The sequence below is a fragment of the Aestuariivirga litoralis genome (assembly GCF_015714715.1).
GTDB lineage: Bacteria > Pseudomonadota > Alphaproteobacteria > Rhizobiales > Aestuariivirgaceae > Aestuariivirga > Aestuariivirga litoralis_A.
Map to the genome: position 1 here is coordinate 1,609,793 of NZ_WAHS01000001.1, position 16,835 is coordinate 1,626,627.

At 58.4% G+C, this 16,835-nt stretch carries 16 protein-coding genes; 6 read left to right on the forward strand and 10 right to left on the reverse strand.

Features of this window, described 5'->3' with window-relative positions:
- Window positions 1-31: 31 nt before the first annotated feature.
- From F8B91_RS08285 to F8B91_RS08305, 5 genes are read left to right on the forward strand one after another with little or no spacing between them, the layout of a single operon-like run.
- The gene (locus F8B91_RS08285; RefSeq protein WP_196503240.1) at window positions 32-820 is read left to right on the forward strand and encodes an ABC transporter ATP-binding protein; all 789 of its coding nucleotides are present in this window, start codon (window positions 32-34) and stop codon (window positions 818-820) included.
- Complete coding sequence (locus tag F8B91_RS08290; protein WP_196503242.1) at window positions 817-1,554, forward strand: branched-chain amino acid ABC transporter ATP-binding protein; 738 nt, start codon at window positions 817-819, stop codon at window positions 1,552-1,554. The genes F8B91_RS08285 and F8B91_RS08290 overlap by 4 nt, the downstream gene beginning before the upstream one ends.
- On the forward strand, window positions 1,551-2,465 hold the full coding sequence (locus F8B91_RS08295; RefSeq protein WP_196503243.1) for a branched-chain amino acid ABC transporter permease: 915 nt from the start codon (window positions 1,551-1,553) through the stop codon (window positions 2,463-2,465). The genes F8B91_RS08290 and F8B91_RS08295 overlap by 4 nt, the downstream gene beginning before the upstream one ends.
- The gene (locus F8B91_RS08300; protein WP_196503245.1) at window positions 2,462-3,418 is read left to right on the forward strand and encodes a branched-chain amino acid ABC transporter permease; all 957 of its coding nucleotides are present in this window, start codon (window positions 2,462-2,464) and stop codon (window positions 3,416-3,418) included. The genes F8B91_RS08295 and F8B91_RS08300 overlap by 4 nt, the downstream gene beginning before the upstream one ends.
- Entirely contained in the window at window positions 3,415-4,881 is a 1,467-nt protein-coding gene (locus F8B91_RS08305) for an aldo/keto reductase (protein WP_196503247.1), read from the forward strand. Before F8B91_RS08300 ends, F8B91_RS08305 begins: the two co-directional genes overlap by 4 nt.
- Here the strand turns inward: F8B91_RS08305 and F8B91_RS08310 are convergent.
- Window positions 4,867-5,958, reverse strand: a complete 1,092-nt coding sequence (locus F8B91_RS08310; protein ID WP_196503248.1) for a Gfo/Idh/MocA family protein — start codon at window positions 5,956-5,958, stop codon at window positions 4,867-4,869. The genes F8B91_RS08305 and F8B91_RS08310 overlap by 15 nt on opposite strands.
- A 100-nt stretch (window positions 5,959-6,058) precedes the next feature.
- Between F8B91_RS08310 and F8B91_RS08315 the strand changes: the two genes are divergently transcribed.
- Window positions 6,059-7,528, forward strand: coding sequence for a mannitol dehydrogenase family protein (locus F8B91_RS08315; protein WP_246714993.1), 1,470 nt, complete (start codon window positions 6,059-6,061; stop codon window positions 7,526-7,528).
- Here the strand turns inward: F8B91_RS08315 and F8B91_RS08320 are convergent.
- The 9 genes from F8B91_RS08320 to F8B91_RS08360 form a co-directional block, all read right to left on the reverse strand.
- Window positions 7,525-8,733, reverse strand: a complete 1,209-nt coding sequence (locus tag F8B91_RS08320; protein ID WP_281432905.1) for an NAD(P)/FAD-dependent oxidoreductase — start codon at window positions 8,731-8,733, stop codon at window positions 7,525-7,527. The two genes, F8B91_RS08315 and F8B91_RS08320, sit on opposite strands and share 4 nt — an antisense overlap.
- A 99-nt stretch (window positions 8,734-8,832) precedes the next feature.
- On the reverse strand, window positions 8,833-9,729 hold the full coding sequence (locus F8B91_RS08325; RefSeq protein ID WP_196503936.1) for an efflux RND transporter periplasmic adaptor subunit: 897 nt from the start codon (window positions 9,727-9,729) through the stop codon (window positions 8,833-8,835).
- 68 nt (window positions 9,730-9,797) lie between these two features.
- The gene (locus tag F8B91_RS08330) at window positions 9,798-10,988 is read right to left on the reverse strand and encodes a beta-ketoacyl-[acyl-carrier-protein] synthase family protein (RefSeq protein WP_246714994.1); all 1,191 of its coding nucleotides are present in this window, start codon (window positions 10,986-10,988) and stop codon (window positions 9,798-9,800) included.
- The gene (locus F8B91_RS08335; protein WP_196503251.1) at window positions 10,985-11,242 is read right to left on the reverse strand and encodes an acyl carrier protein; all 258 of its coding nucleotides are present in this window, start codon (window positions 11,240-11,242) and stop codon (window positions 10,985-10,987) included. Before F8B91_RS08335 ends, F8B91_RS08330 begins: the two co-directional genes overlap by 4 nt.
- A 123-nt stretch (window positions 11,243-11,365) precedes the next feature.
- Window positions 11,366-11,809, reverse strand: a complete 444-nt coding sequence (locus F8B91_RS08340) for an RpiB/LacA/LacB family sugar-phosphate isomerase (RefSeq protein WP_196503252.1) — start codon at window positions 11,807-11,809, stop codon at window positions 11,366-11,368.
- Entirely contained in the window at window positions 11,806-12,573 is a 768-nt protein-coding gene (locus F8B91_RS08345; RefSeq protein ID WP_196503253.1) for a triose-phosphate isomerase, read from the reverse strand. Before F8B91_RS08345 ends, F8B91_RS08340 begins: the two co-directional genes overlap by 4 nt.
- Entirely contained in the window at window positions 12,573-14,234 is a 1,662-nt protein-coding gene (locus tag F8B91_RS08350) for a glycerol-3-phosphate dehydrogenase/oxidase (protein ID WP_196503938.1), read from the reverse strand. The genes F8B91_RS08345 and F8B91_RS08350 overlap by 1 nt, the downstream gene beginning before the upstream one ends.
- Entirely contained in the window at window positions 14,234-15,736 is a 1,503-nt protein-coding gene (locus F8B91_RS08355; RefSeq protein WP_196503255.1) for an FGGY-family carbohydrate kinase, read from the reverse strand. Before F8B91_RS08355 ends, F8B91_RS08350 begins: the two co-directional genes overlap by 1 nt.
- Window positions 15,737-15,800: 64 nt before the next feature.
- Window positions 15,801-16,748, reverse strand: coding sequence for a D-ribose ABC transporter substrate-binding protein (locus F8B91_RS08360; protein ID WP_196503256.1), 948 nt, complete (start codon window positions 16,746-16,748; stop codon window positions 15,801-15,803).
- Window positions 16,749-16,835 lie beyond the last annotated feature (87 nt).

Genomic DNA, 16,835 nt, shown 5'->3' on the forward strand with positions numbered 1-16,835 from the left:
TGGGGATCGTTGGGTGGCACGAAACGGCCAAATGCAGGAAGCAGTGCAAAATAAGGCTCATCAGTCCATTCTGGCGCGCGACTTGGCGTTAAATTTCGGCGGCGTGCGGGCGGTTGACGGCATGTCTATCAGCCTGCAGCGCGGTGAACTCCTCGGTCTGATCGGCCCCAACGGTGCTGGTAAAACCACGCTCTTCAATATGCTTGCAGGAGCGTTCCGGCCGCAGTCGGGTTCCATTCTTATTAATGGCGCGGAAGCGGCAGCGCGCCCCGCTTCAGCCCGCATCGGCCTTGGATTGGGGCGCACATTTCAAATCCCCAAACCGTTTCCGGAAATGACCGTGCTGGAAAATGTGCTGACTGGGGCGCAGGGCCAAGCGGGCGAAGGGCTGTTCGCCAATTTTCTGCAACTCGGCAAAGTGGCCGCCCAGGAGCGTGCCGCACTTGAAAAGGCGCGCGGGCTTCTGGAGTTCGTTACGCTCACCCATCTCGCGCAGGAGCCGGCGCGCGTACTGTCCGGCGGGCAGCGCAAACTTCTGGAACTGGCGCGCATCCTGATGGCAGATCCTTCGATCATCCTGCTCGATGAACCGGCGGCGGGTGTGAACCCTGCACTTCTTGAATTCATCATGAGCCGGGTTCTTGATCTGAATGCACAAGGCAAATCGATCCTGTTGATCGAGCACAACATGGACATGATCACCCGGCTGTGCAGCCGCGTGGTGGTGATGGCGCAGGGCAAGTTCCTCACCGAGGGAAAGCCGCAGGATGTATCGCGCAATGAGGCGGTGGTGGAAGCCTATCTCGGGGGGGCGGCATGAGCGCCATTCTTTCCACCGCGGGATTGGTTGCCGGTTATGAACGTGATCTGCCCATCGTGCGCGGCATTAATCTGGAGATAAAACAAGGCGAGCTGGTCACCATCCTCGGCCCTAATGGCGCGGGAAAATCCACCTTCGTCAAAGCCATTGCCGGAACTGTGCCGGTATTCGGTGGCAAGATCATGCTGGATGGCAAGGACATCACTTCCACGCCGCTGCATAACCGCATTCGCGAGGGGCTGGCCTTCGTGCCGCAGACGGAAAACATTTTTGCCAGTCTCACCATTGCGGAAAATCTGCAACTCGCCGCCGATATTCTGCCCAAGGGTCTGCGTGCGGCGCGCATCAAGAAGCTGAATGACACATTCCCCGATCTGGCCAGCCGGCCCGGCACACGTGCGGGTGCGCTTTCGGGTGGACAGCGGCAAATGCTGGCGGTGGCACGCGCACTTATGGTGGAGCCGCATGTGCTGATCCTTGATGAGCCATCGGCAGGCTTGTCGCCCAAGATCGTCGGCAGCGTTTTTCAAATGCTGCGCGACATCAACAAAAGCGGCGTGACCATTGTGCTGGTCGAACAGAATGTGAAAGCAGCGCTTGCGATTGCAGATCGTGGCGTGATCCTGGTTGAAGGCGTACTGCGCCATCAGGGCACGGCGAGTGAACTTGGCAACGACACAGAGCTCGGTGCGCTTTACCTTGGCAGCCATGCCAGCAAGGGGAAGCGGGCATGATCGCACAAACCCTGCTTGATGGCTTGATCTCCGGCAGCATGATCGGCCTCGGCGCCATCGGCATCACGCTCACATACTCAATCCTGCGCTTTGCCAATTTCGCCCATGGCGACATGATTTCATGGGGCGCTTATTTTGCCTTCGCCGTGGCAGGCGCGCTGGGCTCCTTCATGCCCGGCCTTTCAGCCCCCATCGGCCCCTTCTCCTTCGGTTGGTCATTGCCGATTGCTCTTGTGGCCTCGATCATTCTCACTGCCCTGCTGGCCTTGCTGATTGACAAGCTGCTATTCGCACGGCTGCGGGCGCGCAAGGGTGCCATCATCATTCTGGTCATGGCGGGCTTTGGCGCGGCGCTGACGATCCGCAGCCTGCTCGAATTCATCTTCACATCGAAGCCGCGCTACTTCACCGAAGAATTGCAGATCACCGCGCCGATCTTTGCGGGCGCACGCGCCACGCCGGACCAGTTGCTGGGGCTTGCCCTTGCGGTGGTGCTGGTGATTGGTGTGCATCTGGTGCTGACACGCACGGCAGCGGGCCGAGCCATGCGCGCGGTGAGCGAGAACCAGGCTCTGGCCGGTTTGGCAGGTATTGATGTGTCTCGCACCATCCGGCTGGTCTGGGTGTTCGGCGCAGGCCTTGCGGCGGTTGCCGGCGTGATGGCTGGCGTGCTGGTACAGATCAGGCCGCATATGGGGCACGATCTGCTGTTGCCTCTGTTTGCGGCGGCCATTCTGGGCGGCATCGGAAGTGTGCCCGGTGCGATGACTGCGGGTTTGATCGTGGGGCTGGCTGAAGCACTCTGCGTGCAATTTGTCGGCGCTGAATGGCGCGCTGCGGTCTCCTTCCTCATTCTGGTTGCGATCCTGGTCGCAAGGCCACAAGGCCTTTTTGGAAAGGCATCATCATGATCGAGCTGGTGAGCTATGGCGCCTTCTTCCTCACACTGGCATTGACCTATGCCGTGATGTGCCTTGGCCTCAATGTGCAATGGGGGCAGACCGGATTGTTCAATGTGGGCATCGCCGGTTTTGTGGCGATTGGCGCCTATGTTTCCGCGCTGCTCACCACGCCGGATGACCCTGCCCGCTTTGGGGGATTTGACCTGCCGATTTTTGTGGGCTGGATCGCCGCTGCCATCGTCACCGCAATAGCTTCCGGACTGCTGGGTGCACTCACCTTGCGGCTGCGCGCGGATTATTTGGCGATTGCAACTTTCGGCTTTGCCGTTGTGATACAACTCGCGGCACTCAATCTGCAGTCCTTGACTGGTGGTCCCTTCGGCATTGGCTTCATCCCCCGGCCATTCCCATCGTTGGCCGGTAATCCTTTGTGGTTCGGCCTTGCCAGTCTTGCTCTGGTCGCGGCGGTTACGCTCGCGGTTTACCTTGCGCTGGAGCATCTGATGCGCAGCCCTTGGGGCCGCGTGCTGCGCGCCATCCGCGAGGATGAGCAGGCCGCTTTGGCACTGGGCAAGCAGGCCGTGCGCTTCAGGCTGCAAGCCTTTGCGGTGGGCGGCGGTATCATGGGGCTGGCGGGTGCCATTCAAGGCCATTTCATCGGCTTCATCTCTCCTGAGAATTACGTGCCAATGCTGACCTTTCAGGTTTGGGCCATGTTGATTGTCGGTGGCTCCGGCAATAATCGCGGCGCAATCTTCGGCGCTGTTCTGGTCTGGGCCATTTGGGCTGCATCGGGTGCTGCTATTTCTGCGCTAGTGCCACCCGACCAACAAGCCCGCGCCGCGGCGTTGAAGATCGTGATGATCGGCGTTGCCATCTGCGCCGTGTTGCTGTTGCGGCCGCGCGGCGTATTGGGCGAGTTGCGCACTATTTCGCGCCATATTGAGAAAGCAAAATCATGACTTCGATGAAACACCTTCCGCGCGCCACTCTGGCGGGCGGGCTCTCGCTGCCGCGCATTGTGTGCGGGTTGTGGCAAGTGGCGGACATTGAACGCGACGGCAAGATCATTGATCCGCAGGTCGGGGCTGATGCATTGCAAGACTATGTGAAGGCCGGCTTCACCGCCTTTGACATGGCCGATCATTACGGAACGTCGGAGATCATTACTGGTACGCTGCTGAAGCGTTATCAGGACGGCGACAGGCCTTTGGCCTTTACCAAATGGTGTCCCGCGCCCGGAATAATGACTGCGGACATCGTGCGGGCTGGCGTGCAAGAGCGGCTGGACCGGCTGGGCGTCAAGAAGGTGGACCTGCTGCAATTCCATTGGTGGACATTCGAGCATCCCGCATGGCTCGACGCGCTGCATGAAATGAAGAAGCTGCAGGAGGAAGGTCTGATCGGCGCCATTGGTGTTACCAATTTTGATGCGGCCCATCTGGCACTGGCTTTGGCTGATGGCATTCCGATTGTCTCCAACCAGGTTTCATTCTCTGTGCTGGACCGGCGCGGGCGCGGCGCGCTTGCCAAGCTTTGCGCCGAGAGCGGCGTGAAGCTGCTGGCTTACGGCACGCTGAACGGTGGCTTCCTTTCAGAAAAATGGCTGGGCAAGCCGGAGCCTGAAACCATCGCCGATTGGAGCAAGTCTAAATACAAGCGCTTCATTGATGCAGCGGGCGGCTGGGCGATTTATCAGGAACTGCTGACCGCGTTGTCGAAGATCGCTGCCAAGCACAAGGTCTCGCTCTCCAACGTGGCCACGCGCTGGATCTTGGAACAAGCGCATGTGGCCGCCATCATCATCGGCGCGCGGATCGGCGAGAATGTGCATCATGACGATAACCGAGAGGTTTTCGGCTTCACGCTGCTGCCGGAAGATCACGCAGCGTTGGAAGCCGTGTTCACACGCATGACGCCCATTCCCGGTGATTGCGGCGATGAATACCGCAAGCCGCCTTTTCTCACTGCCTCGGGCGATCTCAGCCATCATTTGAGTTCAATACCTTCAGCCTATCCGAAATTTCCGTTGCAACACCGCGATGGATCGCGCGTGTCATCCGGCAGCCCATGGGAACCCATGGCCGGATACAGCCGTGCGATGCGGGTGAACGACACATTGTTTGTATCCGGGACCACAGCCACTCACACCGATGGGCGCTGCGTGGCGCCCGGCAATGCCGCCGCCCAAACAACTTATATCTTGGACAAAATCGCAGGCGCACTCACGGCGGCGGGCAGCCGGATCGAAGATGTGGTGCGCACCCGCATCTATATCGTTGACGAAGCCGATTGTGAGCCGATCTCGCTGGCGCATGGCCGTGTGTTCGGAAACATCATGCCAGCCAACACGCTCGTCAAAGTGGCAGGTCTCATCGGCAACTACGAAGTCGAAATCGAGGCCGATGCTCTAGCCGTCGGTTGAGATTTCAGACAGCAGAACCGTGCGCCGCTCGGCCATCGAGCGGTAGCCCGCTTCCACCAGCGCCACGGTCTTCACATTGTCGGCAATCGAAAGCGCAGGTGCTTCACCGCTGGCCACTGCATGTTGCAGCTGTTCCATCACGCCGATAAAGGCCTGCGGGAACCACATGGTGTTCCAACTGGGCGTGACCCATTTTCCGGCGGTTTGCTTCACTGAATTGTAGCTCAGTGTAGAGGGGGCGCCATTGGGCCAGCCGATCGAACCCTTGGCCACGCCCTCGGTTCCTTCCACCCGGAAATGGATATGCTGGTCGTTGTCGTAACCCTCCTGGCGCGGGCCGGACCAGACATCCTCCAGCGAAACCGCCATAACACCTGAAGGAAAATTGAGGGTGGAAACGACAATACCGTCCTTGTGTGCAAAGGTTGTGCGCGGGTCCTTGCGGGTGAGCGCCGTGATGTCAGTGGGATCGCCAAACAGGAAGCGCAGCGCATCAAGGTGATGCACACTCATGTTGGAATAGGTCAGGCGATCATAATCTTTCAGAAAAGGCTGCCAGTGCGGGATGGCGTGCATGTCGATCTGGGCAAAGACGATCTCCCCCAACGCGCCGCTATCGATCACCTGCTTCAGTACGCGCATCGACTGGTCGTAACGCATGTTCTGATTGACCGAGACAATCTTGCCCGCCTTTTTGGCTTCCTCACGCAGGTCAATAGCGTCCTTCAGCGAAAGGGCCAGTGGCTTCTGCGCTAGGATGGCCTTGATATGCGGCTGCTTAAGGGCGTGGCGGATCAGGGCTGGCTGCAAGTCGGGCGGAAAAGCCAGATCCAGAATTTCAATCGATTTGTCTTCGATCAATTTTTCCGGCGTATCGTGCACAAGGGGAATGCCCCAACGGCTGGCCACTTTTTCCGCATTCGCCTTGGTGCGCGATGCGATGGCGCCCACTTTAAAGCCGGCTTCCTTGTAAGCCGCGAGATGGCATTCCGCCATGATCATCCCGGCACCTATGCAGCCGATGGTGGACTGGCGGCAGCGGACTTTCACATCAGGTTCAAAAACAATGGCGCTCATTTTCACATTGTCTCCCACAAGTTGGCTTGGCGTCAATGCTCCTTGACCTGCCACGCCAGGCCACCGAAAAGGAAGACTGATGGAAATTGATTGAACTCCTTTGCCCCAGAGACTGTCCCTCGCCACGCTTGGAAAACCCCTGCCCTATGACAGGAGCGCTGTCACGTCCGGCATCGTGCATCTGGGCATCGGTGCGTTCCACCGGGCGCACATGGCCGCCTATATTGACGATGTACTCGCCTTTGATCCCGCATGGGGCATCACCGGTGCGTCCCTGCGCAGGCCTGATACGCGAGACGCTCTCGCACCGCAGGATTTTCTTTACAGCCATGTCGTCCGGGGCACTGAGCGCACCGAGATCAAGGTGATCGGCAGCCTGCTGGATGTGCTGGATGCAAATACCCAGCATGACGCCTTGATGGCGGCTCTTTGTGCGCCAAACACGCTCATCGTTTCGCTGACCGTGACCGAGAAAGGCTATTGTCATGATCCGACAACCGGCCAGATCGATCCCGGCCACCACGATATCCTGCATGATCTCGCCCATCCGGAAATGCCAATGAGTGCACCCGGCCTTCTGGTCCGAGCAATCGAACTGCGCCGCGCGGCTGGCCTTCAACCCTTCACGGTTCTGTGCTGCGATAATCTTCCCGCCAATGGCGAAACCGTAGCGCGCGTGGTCACTGGCTTTGCCGCACTGCGCGACAAAGCGCTGGCAGAATATATTGCAAGGCATGTTTCGTTTCCTTCCACAATGGTGGACCGCATTGTCCCCGCCACCACATATGAAGATCGCCGGGACGTTCTCGAAAGAACGGGGGTGGAAGACGCGTGGCCGGTGGTGACAGAGCCCTTCAGCCAATGGGTGATCGAGGATGATTTTTCATCAGGCCGGCCGGACTTTGCACGGGTAGGCGCGCAGATGGTGTCAGATGTGAAACCCTTTGAGCACATGAAGCTTCGCATGTTGAATGGCAGCCATTCCACGCTGGCGTATCTCGGTTATCTCATGGGCCATGAATTCGTCAGCCAGGCCATCGGTGATCCCGGCATCCGAACCTTGATCCATGGGTTGATGACAGAAGAGGTGATGCCCACCTTGCCGCCCGGCTTGGGTGATGTGAATGCCTATCGTGACGCGTTGCTGCAGCGATTTTCAAACCCAGCCCTGAAGCACCGCACCTGGCAAATCGCGATGGATGGCAGCCAGAAGCTGCCGCAGCGCCTGCTCGGCACAATCAGGGAGCGCCTTTCCCACGGGCAATCCGTCAGCCGGTTGTCGCTGGGTGTGGCCGGATGGATGCGCTACCTTACGGGCCGCGACGAGAAGGGACAAGTGATTGACGTGCGCGACCCGCTTGCCACGCAGCTGGGCAGGATTGCTGAACAAGCCGGTGGCGATGCGGAGCAATTGGTGCGGGGTTTGCTGCAGGTGAAGGAAATTTTCGGCGCTGACCTGAAGCAGCATGAGGCATTCATTTCGCTATTGATCACACAAGCGAAGTCGTTGTTGGACCATGGTGCGCGCGCAACAATTCAGAATTTGAATGCGGGGTTCGACCAGCCTTAAAGGCCAAACAATTCCGCGTCCGGATCTTTCAATCCCTGAATATGGCGTGAGACAAGTTCGGCCGCCAGCATGCTGAAGGTGATGCCGTTTCCGCCGAATCCCAGCACCGCATAGCAGCGCGAAAGGCCGGGGATGGGTCCGATGGCAGGCAAGCCCTTGGGGCTTTCGCCAAAGCATCCGCTCCAGGCGAATTCCGGCGTGAAATCCACCTCCGGCAAAAGCTTCTGCGCCTTGGCGGCAATGCGCGCCACTTTCGCGGGGGTCAAAGCATCCCGCTTTTCCTCATTCGAGAAGCTTTCGTCTTCTCCGCCGGCAATAATGCGTCCGTCTGCGGTGGAGCGCAGATAGAGATAGGGGTCGGCCGCTTCCCAGATCAGGCTGCCGCTTTTCCAGATTTTCCGAGGCTGCGGTTTGGTGGCCAATACCCAAGTAGAAATGATCCTGTAACCCTTGGGCCGCGCCCGTTCCAAAACCTCATAGCCTGTGCAGAACACAGCATGCTTCACCATGATATGCTTTCCATCAGCCGTGGTGAGGCGCACGCGCAACCGTGTCTGATCCACATCGACCACCTCTGTGTGGTTCACCAAGGTTCCGCCCTCATTGGTGAAGTGCTTCCACAGGCCCTGCACAAGCTTTACCGGATCAGCCTCGGCATTACCCCGTGTGATGATGGCGCCTGCTTTCGAGAGCCCGGAAAAATCGGCCAGGCCTTTACGGTTTACATAACGCGCCCGCATTCCAATCGCCGCGCGCGCCGCCCATTCAAGTTTCAGCTCATCATTATTGAGAACATTGCCTGGCAGATAAATGGTTTCACGCGGTTTCCAATCGCAGTCTATGCCAAGATCACTCACGCGCGCTTCAAGGCTGCGCACGGCTTCAGCCGATCTGATCCAGGCCCGTGCGGCGTCAGACTTGCCAAGCTGCTTCTCCAACTGTGTCAAAGGGACGTCGAGTTCGGATTGCAACAAAGCTGTGCTGGCGGGCGTGGAACCGGACATGATGTTGCGGCGATCGAGAACCAGAACCGAAAAGCCCACCCGCTGCAGAGCATCTGCCATCAAAGCGCCAGATATGCCGGTGCCGATAATTGCAATGTCATGTGACGCTGCGCTGGATAGGCCGTGCGATATAATCCTGGGCGGCGATAAGAGCCAAACGGGCGTGCCCGATTTCAATTTGCGCTTGCGAGTAAGTGCCATTCCACTGCCAACTCCATTCCAGTGCTGTTCAGCACCTTGATGAGAACCGCCTGGACCCGCCGAAGTTCCGTTCGAATGGCGCTATCTATCGCCTGAATTTCAGGTATGTTTCTTATTAGTTAGGACACGCAGTTCGGCGGGCTGCTGCACGCTGTCCAGATCGATCACCACATCCACCCGCAGGTTGACGGGCAATTGCACACCGGCGGGCAGTGTCACGATAACTTTCAGCACGCGTGTGTCTCGCTTTTCGGTGGCTGCGTTGGCAGTTACGGTTTTTGCACCCAGGCGCGGGCTGATGCTAGTGATCGTGCCTCCCAGCGTCTTGCCGCGCAAAGCGGGCACCATGATCTTGGCCTTCTGGCCGATTTTCAAACCACTGATGTCATTCTCGTCGATCTGAACACGCACTTTAAGGTGCGAGGTGTCGGCGATCTGCATGATGGCTGCGGGCCCGGTCTGCGTGGCCAAGGCCTCACCCGGATGCAGATATTGCCGCAGTACCACGCCATCGATGGTGGATTTGATTTGGGATTTCGCGAGGGATGCCTGCGCCTCGGTTAGTTTGTCGACAACAAGATTATAGGAGGCTTTCGCTTCTACGATCTCTTCACGGCGCGATCCCTGCTTCAGGATATCGAACTGCTGCTGGGCCGCGGCCATGCGTTGCTGGCTGGCTGCCAGCGAGCGGCGCGCTTCGTCCAGCTGCTCCTGCGAGATGGCGCCCTTCTGCGCCAGCACTTCGCGGCGGCGCAGCTGAACTTCGAACAGATTGGCATTGCTCTGTTCTTCCTTGAACTGGGCCTGGGCACGCGCCACTTCCTGCGGCCGTGGGCCTTTTTCAACGAGCGCCAACCGCGCGGCTGCTACGTCCACTGAAGACTGCGCCTGTGCGACAAGCGCCTTCAGGTCATCATTGGCAAGCTCTGCCACCACTTTGCCGCGGGTGACCGTATCGCCCTCGGCCTTGCTGACGGAAGCGATAACGCCCTGAATCTGCGCGGAAAGCTATTCAAATGCGAAGAAGACTGCCGCGGCCCTGCTGGAAGATCTGGATTGGGCGATCAGGCCGTAAAGACCAGCGAAGCGTTCAGCCCGCCAAAGGCAAATGAATTCGAGACCGCGGCGCGCACATCTGCTGTTCTGGAATGCAGCGGGACATAGTCCAGATCACATTCCGGATCCGGCTCCAGATAATTCGCTGTGGGCGGAATGACGCCATGCATCATCGACAGAACGGTGGTCACCGCTTCAATGCCACCTGATGCGCCGAGGCCATGGCCCGTTACACTTTTAGTGCTGCTCATCGGTGGTGCAGAATTTCCGAACACGGCCTTCACCGCCGCCGTCTCAGTCAGATCATTGGCCTGGGTTCCGGTGCCATGCGCATTGATATAGCTGACGTCACGCGAAGCCACATTGGCTTTTTCAAGCGCATCACGCATGACGAAGGACATGCCGTCTGCGCTGGGGTTGAACATATCTGCGGCATCGGCGGAGCAGGAAAATCCGGCCAGTTTGGCCAGCACTTTTGCACCACGAGCCTTGGCATGCTGTTCGCTTTCCAGCACCAATAGGCCAGCGCCTTCGCCCAAAGTGAGGCCTACGCGACCCTTGGAGAAGGGCCGGCAGATATCCGGCGCCAGGATGCGCATGCTTTCCCAGGCATTAATCGTGCCCCGGTTGAGCGGCGCTTCCGCACCACCGGCCACGGCCACATCAGCCATTCCGGACTTGATCAATTCCGCGGCAATGCCGATGGCATGGGCACCTGATGCACAGGCACTGGCGATCACGAAAGTGGGGCCGCGCAAACCATAGGCGATCGACACCCAGCTGGCGCTGGAGCTCGACATGGATTTCGAAACCGTCATCGGATGGACGCGGTCTTTCCCGTCGGCATAGAGGCGCTGGAATTGCTCATCGAGCGTGACAAGCCCTGCACCGCCATTGCCGATGATTACGGCGACGCGCGCCGGATTGACGTTGTTGGCCTTGATCCCAGCCATGGCCAGAGCTTGGCCGGCGGCGTGAACAGCAAACTGGGCGTTGCGGTCCATCGCCTGCGCCTTTACCGGCAAGGCAGCCAGGAAAGAGGTGTCTCGCACTTCGGCAACACGCGACGGGCTTCCCGGAATGGAGAGTGGCTCGGTGGTTTCCGAACGGCCGGCCGATACGTTATCCCAGAACTGATCCAGCGACGTTCCGCCGGGCGCAATCACGCCAAGCCCAGTGACAGCGATGTCTCGCATCATGAAGCGGCAGGCTGTACGGCCAGTGATTCCACGTAGGTCACGACATCGCCGATGGTCTTCAGATTTTCGCCAAGTTCGTTGGCATTGGCCTGAACTTCAATATGAAATTCGTCCTCAATGAGAAACACGAGCTCAATGAAATCAAATGAGTCAACACCCATTTCCTCGAGCGTGGTGGTGGGCTTCAAATCGGTGAAGGTCCTGCCGGTCTGCTTCTCGACCAAACGCATAAGACGATCCGAAACACTCTCCATTTTCAACTCCTGCACTGACGTAAGCCACTATTCTTACAAGCATGGCGCGCAATTGCATATGGTTGAAAAGTTCACAATGGAATGCTTACGGTTGACCCTAATTTTGTTCGTTACTTAAGATGATTAAGGTGCCTTGGCCGCGTCCAGCTTGTTGATGGCCTCGACATTGCCGGCAGATGATCCCTTGGGATCGAAGTCCGATGCGAGATACATGTCCACAATCGCCTTGGCGAGTTCCGGGCCGACCACACGCGCACCCAAGGTGATGATCTGCGCATTATTGGATTTTGCAGCACGTTCTGCTGAATAAGTGTCATGTGTTTGCGCGGCGCGAATGCCCGGCACTTTGTTGGCCGAGATGGCAACACCAATGCCCGTGCCGCAAGCCAGAATGGCGCGGTCATATTTTCCCGCAAGCACATCCTTGGCTACGCCTGAGGCCAGATCGGCATAAAAGCCCGCAGCGCTCAAATTGGTGACTTCGTGCTTGGTGTGGGTTTTGAGATGCGCTTCGATCACATCAACAAGGGGCTTACCTGCGCCGTCTCCGGCTACCGCGATTTTCATGAGAGTGACTCCGTGACTGATTGAACAATGGAAATATATGAGGCGGCATCCCACGCCGAACGACCAATGAACAGGCCATCAATATGTGACTGGTTGGCCAGGGCCACGCAGTTCTGCGGGTTGACGCTGCCACCATAGAGAATGGGGAGAGAGCCGCCGGTGAGCTTCTGCACCAGAGCGGCGATCTTGATGTGCTGTTCATTGGCGAATTCCGGTGTGGCCGGCGTGCCACCTTCGCCGATCGACCAGACCGGTTCATAAGCGATGATGACTTTGCCGCTGGCTTCCTTGCTCACATATTTGAGCAGGCCGCGCACTTGGCGTTCAAGGGCTTCTGCCGTTTGGCCTGAATCAAATTCAGCCTTGGTGTCGCCGATGCAAACCAGTGCGGTGAGCCCATGCTTCAAAGCGGCCTGGGTTTTAAGAGCCACGGTTTCATCAGTTTCACCAAAATGCGCGCGCCGTTCGGAATGGCCGAGTTCGACCAAAGTGGCACCGCAATCTTTCACCATGGGTGCAGACACTTCGCCGGTCCATGCGCCCTGATCGGCCCAATGCATGTTCTGCGCGCCGATTTTCACTTTGGTGCCGGAAAGCAACTGCGCCACTTCAGCGATGTAAGGAAATGGCGGGATGACGAAGGGCTGGCAATTCGTCGCCTGCGCCACCGGAGAAGCGGCAAGCGTACGGGCAAAGCTTTGCGCATCCGCCCGCAGCTTGTTCATTTTCCAGGATGTGCCGATCCATGGGATCTTGCGGGCCATCATGTGCTCCTTATCATTTTTGATTTGGGCTTGGGTGACGCGCTTGGCAAGAGGCGCACGCGGTGTTTCACCGTGAGGATTTCAAGCGCTGATTTCAGTTCGCTAGCGCGCCGCGCCTTGGACCAGCCCAGTTCGCAGACTGCCACATCGGCGACGCTTTCGAGATCGCGCAAACTTACTTCGCCGCCCAAGCCGAAGACTGTTCGGCGCAGCACGAGGTCAGAAAGCGATTGCACCATTTCGTTTCGCGCAATCCATTCAAACTCTGAAAGGAGGTAGCTGCTTGCATCCTGCAGAGCTTCACCAGTCTTGGAGATTTCTTTGGCCGTGGAACCGTAACGCGCATTTTGCGCATCAGCTTTGCCCACTACAAAATCCCTGCCGCCGCCGATGGCGAGACTGGCTGTCGAGACGACACGCAGGCGCGACAGGCGCTTCAGCAATGCATCAGCCACTTCTTCGGCAAAGCCCCGGAAGGTGGTCCATTTGCCGCCCACCAGCGAGATGATCGGGAAGCTACGCGTGCCATCCGGTTCGATTGCTGGCGATGAATGATCGCGGCTGATCAGGCCCACGGATTTCGCATCCGATGCGGGCAAGGGCCTAATGCCACTATAGGCATAGAGGATCTGCTCGTGCGTGAAATCCAGCGCGGGCAAGAGGCTGCGCAGGCTGGCGATGAAGTAATCGATCTCCCAGTCTTCACATTTCACATTATCAGGATCATCGGCCTTCTGGTCGGTGGAGCCCACCAGAACATGTCCTTCATAGGGATAGGCCAGAAGGATGCGGCCATCATCAGCCTCAAAGTAAATCATGCGGCCGTTGAGTTCGGCCAAAAGCTGCGGATGATGCAGAATGATATGAGAGCCCTTGGTGCCACCGATCAGTTTGCTGGGCGCGCCCAGCTTGGCATTCACCGCATCAATCCAGGGCCCTGCGGCATTGACCACGATTTTTGGCTTCACCGTGAAGGCAAAGCCATCCGTACCCGTGAATGACACAGCGCCATTCTTGGTATCCATGATGGCGGTATAGTTCATCGCTGCGGAAAGCGGTTGGGCCGTGAAGCCATCCTTGATCAATTCCCAGACCAGGCGCTCGGGCCGGCTGATCTTGGCATCATAGTAAGTGCCCGCCGCCACGATGCGCGGCGTGAACGATGGGATTTCGCGCAAGGCCTGCGCCCTGCTCCACATGGCATGGCGCGGCATCACGCGCGCCTTGGCACCGTAGAAATCATAGAGCATCAACCCCGTCTTAATCAACAATGCACCGCGCGAACGTGCCGTGGCCTTCCATCCGAACAATGTTTTCAGTGCCGGGCCGATGCCCTTGGCCCAGGAGAAAATCGGGATCACTGTTTCCAGCGGTTCCACGCAATGGGGCGCGTTGCGCAGCAGCAGGTTGCGTTCATAGGTCGATTGCGCGACCAGGCTGAACTCGCCCGTTTCCAGATATTTCAAGCCGCCATGGATCAGACGGGAGGGTGCCGCACTGGTGCCGGAACCGAAGTCGGACTTGTCCACGATCAGGCAAGTAACGCCCTGCTCGCAAAGATCACGGTAGAGCCCCGCGCCATTGATGCCCGCGCCAATGATCAGAACATCGACGCCATTTTTGGCCAGCGCTTTGATACGTTGCTGTTGCTCTTTGAGCATCATGACAGCGCCTCAAGACGCTGCCAGAAAGGCTGCATCGCTGCAGCCATATCAAGGAACAAGGCGTAGCGCGCATTCACATCCGCCGCTCGGGCGGGATCAGGCTGGAACACCCTACTGATGGCGGCGAGATCGCGCGGATCAGCCAAGGGTGATGGATAGAGACCTACAGCAGCACCAGCACACAGCGCGGCACCCCATGATGCGGCCTCATCAGTCTCAGTCACGGTGACTGGCATTTGCAGAATATCGGCGAACAATTGGTTGAACAGCGGATTGCGCGTGGGGCCGCCTGTCAACCGGGCCTCAGCGAAGGAGAACGCCCCGCGCAGATCATCGATGTGCAGGCGGTGATTGAAGATCACACCTTCCAGCACCGCGCGCAGCATGGTGCCGCGATCATGCCAGCCGCGCAGGCCGAAGAAGGCGGCACTCGCATCAGGTCCGAAGGGTGAGCCGAACAGATAGGGATGGAAAAGCACCGACGAGGGCTTTGCCAGTGCCGCCTCAATTTCACGGCTGACAATTTCATGGATCGATGCGCCTGCAGCGTCGCGTTCGTGTTTCGCCAGCGTATCAAGGAACCAATCATAATTGGCCGATGATGCTGGCGAGATCGCCATGCTGTTCCATAAGCCGGGCGTCACGGCATTGCGGCACAGCCAGCCTGCGCCGGTGACCGGATGATCGGAGACAACCTGGTTGATCGAGTAAGTGCCGGCCACGATGGCCACTGTGCCGGGCTTGTGCCCGCCCATGCCAAGGGCCGAGGCGGTGACATCATGCAAGCCCGCCGCAACAGGCGTCCCCGCAACGAGGCCGGTCAATGTCGCCGCTTCAGCAGTCACCTGCCCCGCCACTTGTGCGCATTCAAAAACCGGTGGCAGCGCATTGCGCAAATTCGTCAGACCGAACAGTGCCAGTGCCTCATCCGAATATTTCTGAGTCTTCACATCAGTGAATGAGACGCTCGCTTCGGTACGATCAGTGGCAACCTGCCCCGTCAGGCAGAAGCGCAGATAATCTTTGCACGAGAGAACATGGCCGATGCACGCGAAGCGCTCAGGGTCGTGCCTCTTGATCCAGGCCAGCAAGGATGAATAGGCAGGTGGCGTCGGCATTTGGCCAGTGAGTTCCAGCGCGCGCTCGGCTACGCCATTGCTGTTCCATTCAGCAATGATCTCAGCCGTGCGGCTATCGAGTGAAAGTATGCCAGCACCTAACGGCTTCTTGTCTTGATCGAGAAGATAAAGCCCATCGCCATGGGCGGTCGCGGCAACCGCAGCAATATCCGAAGCTGGCCTTCCAGAAGCTGCGATGGCTTCCTTGATGGCCTCGGCGGTACCTTGCCACAACACATGCATGTCGCGTTCCACGTGATGGGGTTTCGGCATCAATTGCGGAATGCGGCGGCGCGCGACGGAAAGCTGGCGGCCACTCACATCAAAAACCACCGCCTTGGTGACGGTCAGGCCGCAATCAATTCCGAGGAGGCTTGGCATGAGGAAAACTCAAAGAAATGGCGGGCGCCGAGGGAGATCGAGGCCCGCCACATCACTAGCTCAATTACTGCGACAGGGTGAACGGTGCCGTGTACTTGTCCACATTGTCCTTGGTGATGAGCAGGCAATCGAACAGCTGCTTTTCAGTCTCAGCGCCGGTCTTGCCGGTCTTGATGAAAGCATCGGCCTGTTCAACGGCCTTCTCCGAGAACACGGCCACTGGCTGCAGCACGGTGTAGGCCATTTCACCAGCCTTCACCGAAGCGACTGCGTCTGGCGAACCGTCGAAGCCACCAACTTTCACATTGGCGAGCTTGCCGGCTTCCTTCAGCGCAGCGATGGCGCCGAGGGCCATTTCGTCATTGCCGCTGATCAGGCCCTGAATGTCAGGATTGGCCTGGAGCAGAGACTGGGTCTTGTCGTGGCCCTTGGTGCGGTCCCAGTCAGCGACTTCCTTGCCGACTTTCTTCAGGTCTGGATATTGGGTCAGAACGGTTTCATAGCCGTTGGAGCGGGTGGCAGCGTTGTTGTCGGCAGGGTTGCCGAACAGTTCAACGTAGTTGCCCTTGTCGCCCATGGCCTTCTGCCACTGGGTGGCACCGAGTGCTGCACCCTGTGCGTTGTTCGACACAAGCTGGCCCTTGGCCAGACCTTCCTGGTTCACTTCGGCATTCACCAGGAATACCGGAATGTTGGCGGCAACCGCCTTCTTTATCGCACCGATCGAACCATCAGCATTGGCCGGATCGAGAATGATGGCGACCGACTTGTTGGTGATCGCGGTGTCGATCATGGTCGATTCGGCGTTGGTGTCGCCCTTGTGCGCGCCGACATTGGCGGTGTAGCCCAGCTTTTCAGCGGTGGCCTTGGCCACGTTGCCTTCAGTGAGCCAATAGGGGTTGGCCGGATCATTGACGATGATCGAGATCAGGCCGGCAGCGAAAGCCTGGCTGCTGAGCATCGCCGAGACTGCGGCGGTGGCGAGAAGCATGCGGATTGCGGTTTTAGACATCATTTTCTCCTTGGGTTTTCCTTTAATCTGCCGGTTTGCCCGGCGGTCGTTTCCGTTTCCAAAGAGCCTCTTTTTTTTCTGGCTCGC

Coding starts and splice junctions, on each gene's coding strand:
- F8B91_RS08345 (WP_196503253.1), bottom strand. CDS start 12,573: ATGGCCCGCAAGATCCCATGGATCGGCACATCCTGGAAAATGAACAAG.
- F8B91_RS08355 (WP_196503255.1), bottom strand. CDS start 15,736: ATGCCAAGCCTCCTCGGAATTGATTGCGGCCTGACCGTCACCAAGGCG.
- F8B91_RS08290 (WP_196503242.1), top strand. CDS start 817: ATGAGCGCCATTCTTTCCACCGCGGGATTGGTTGCCGGTTATGAACGT.
- F8B91_RS08310 (WP_196503248.1), bottom strand. CDS start 5,958: ATGAGCGCCATTGTTTTTGAACCTGATGTGAAAGTCCGCTGCCGCCAG.
- F8B91_RS08300 (WP_196503245.1), top strand. CDS start 2,462: ATGATCGAGCTGGTGAGCTATGGCGCCTTCTTCCTCACACTGGCATTG.
- F8B91_RS08305 (WP_196503247.1), top strand. CDS start 3,415: ATGACTTCGATGAAACACCTTCCGCGCGCCACTCTGGCGGGCGGGCTC.
- F8B91_RS08330 (WP_246714994.1), bottom strand. CDS start 10,988: ATGATGCGAGACATCGCTGTCACTGGGCTTGGCGTGATTGCGCCCGGC.
- F8B91_RS08335 (WP_196503251.1), bottom strand. CDS start 11,242: ATGGAGAGTGTTTCGGATCGTCTTATGCGTTTGGTCGAGAAGCAGACC.
- F8B91_RS08295 (WP_196503243.1), top strand. CDS start 1,551: ATGATCGCACAAACCCTGCTTGATGGCTTGATCTCCGGCAGCATGATC.
- F8B91_RS08360 (WP_196503256.1), bottom strand. CDS start 16,748: ATGTCTAAAACCGCAATCCGCATGCTTCTCGCCACCGCCGCAGTCTCG.
- F8B91_RS08340 (WP_196503252.1), bottom strand. CDS start 11,809: ATGAAAATCGCGGTAGCCGGAGACGGCGCAGGTAAGCCCCTTGTTGAT.
- F8B91_RS08285 (WP_196503240.1), top strand. CDS start 32: ATGCAGGAAGCAGTGCAAAATAAGGCTCATCAGTCCATTCTGGCGCGC.
- F8B91_RS08350 (WP_196503938.1), bottom strand. CDS start 14,234: ATGCTCAAAGAGCAACAGCAACGTATCAAAGCGCTGGCCAAAAATGGC.
- F8B91_RS08320 (WP_281432905.1), bottom strand. CDS start 8,733: ATGGCACTTACTCGCAAGCGCAAATTGAAATCGGGCACGCCCGTTTGG.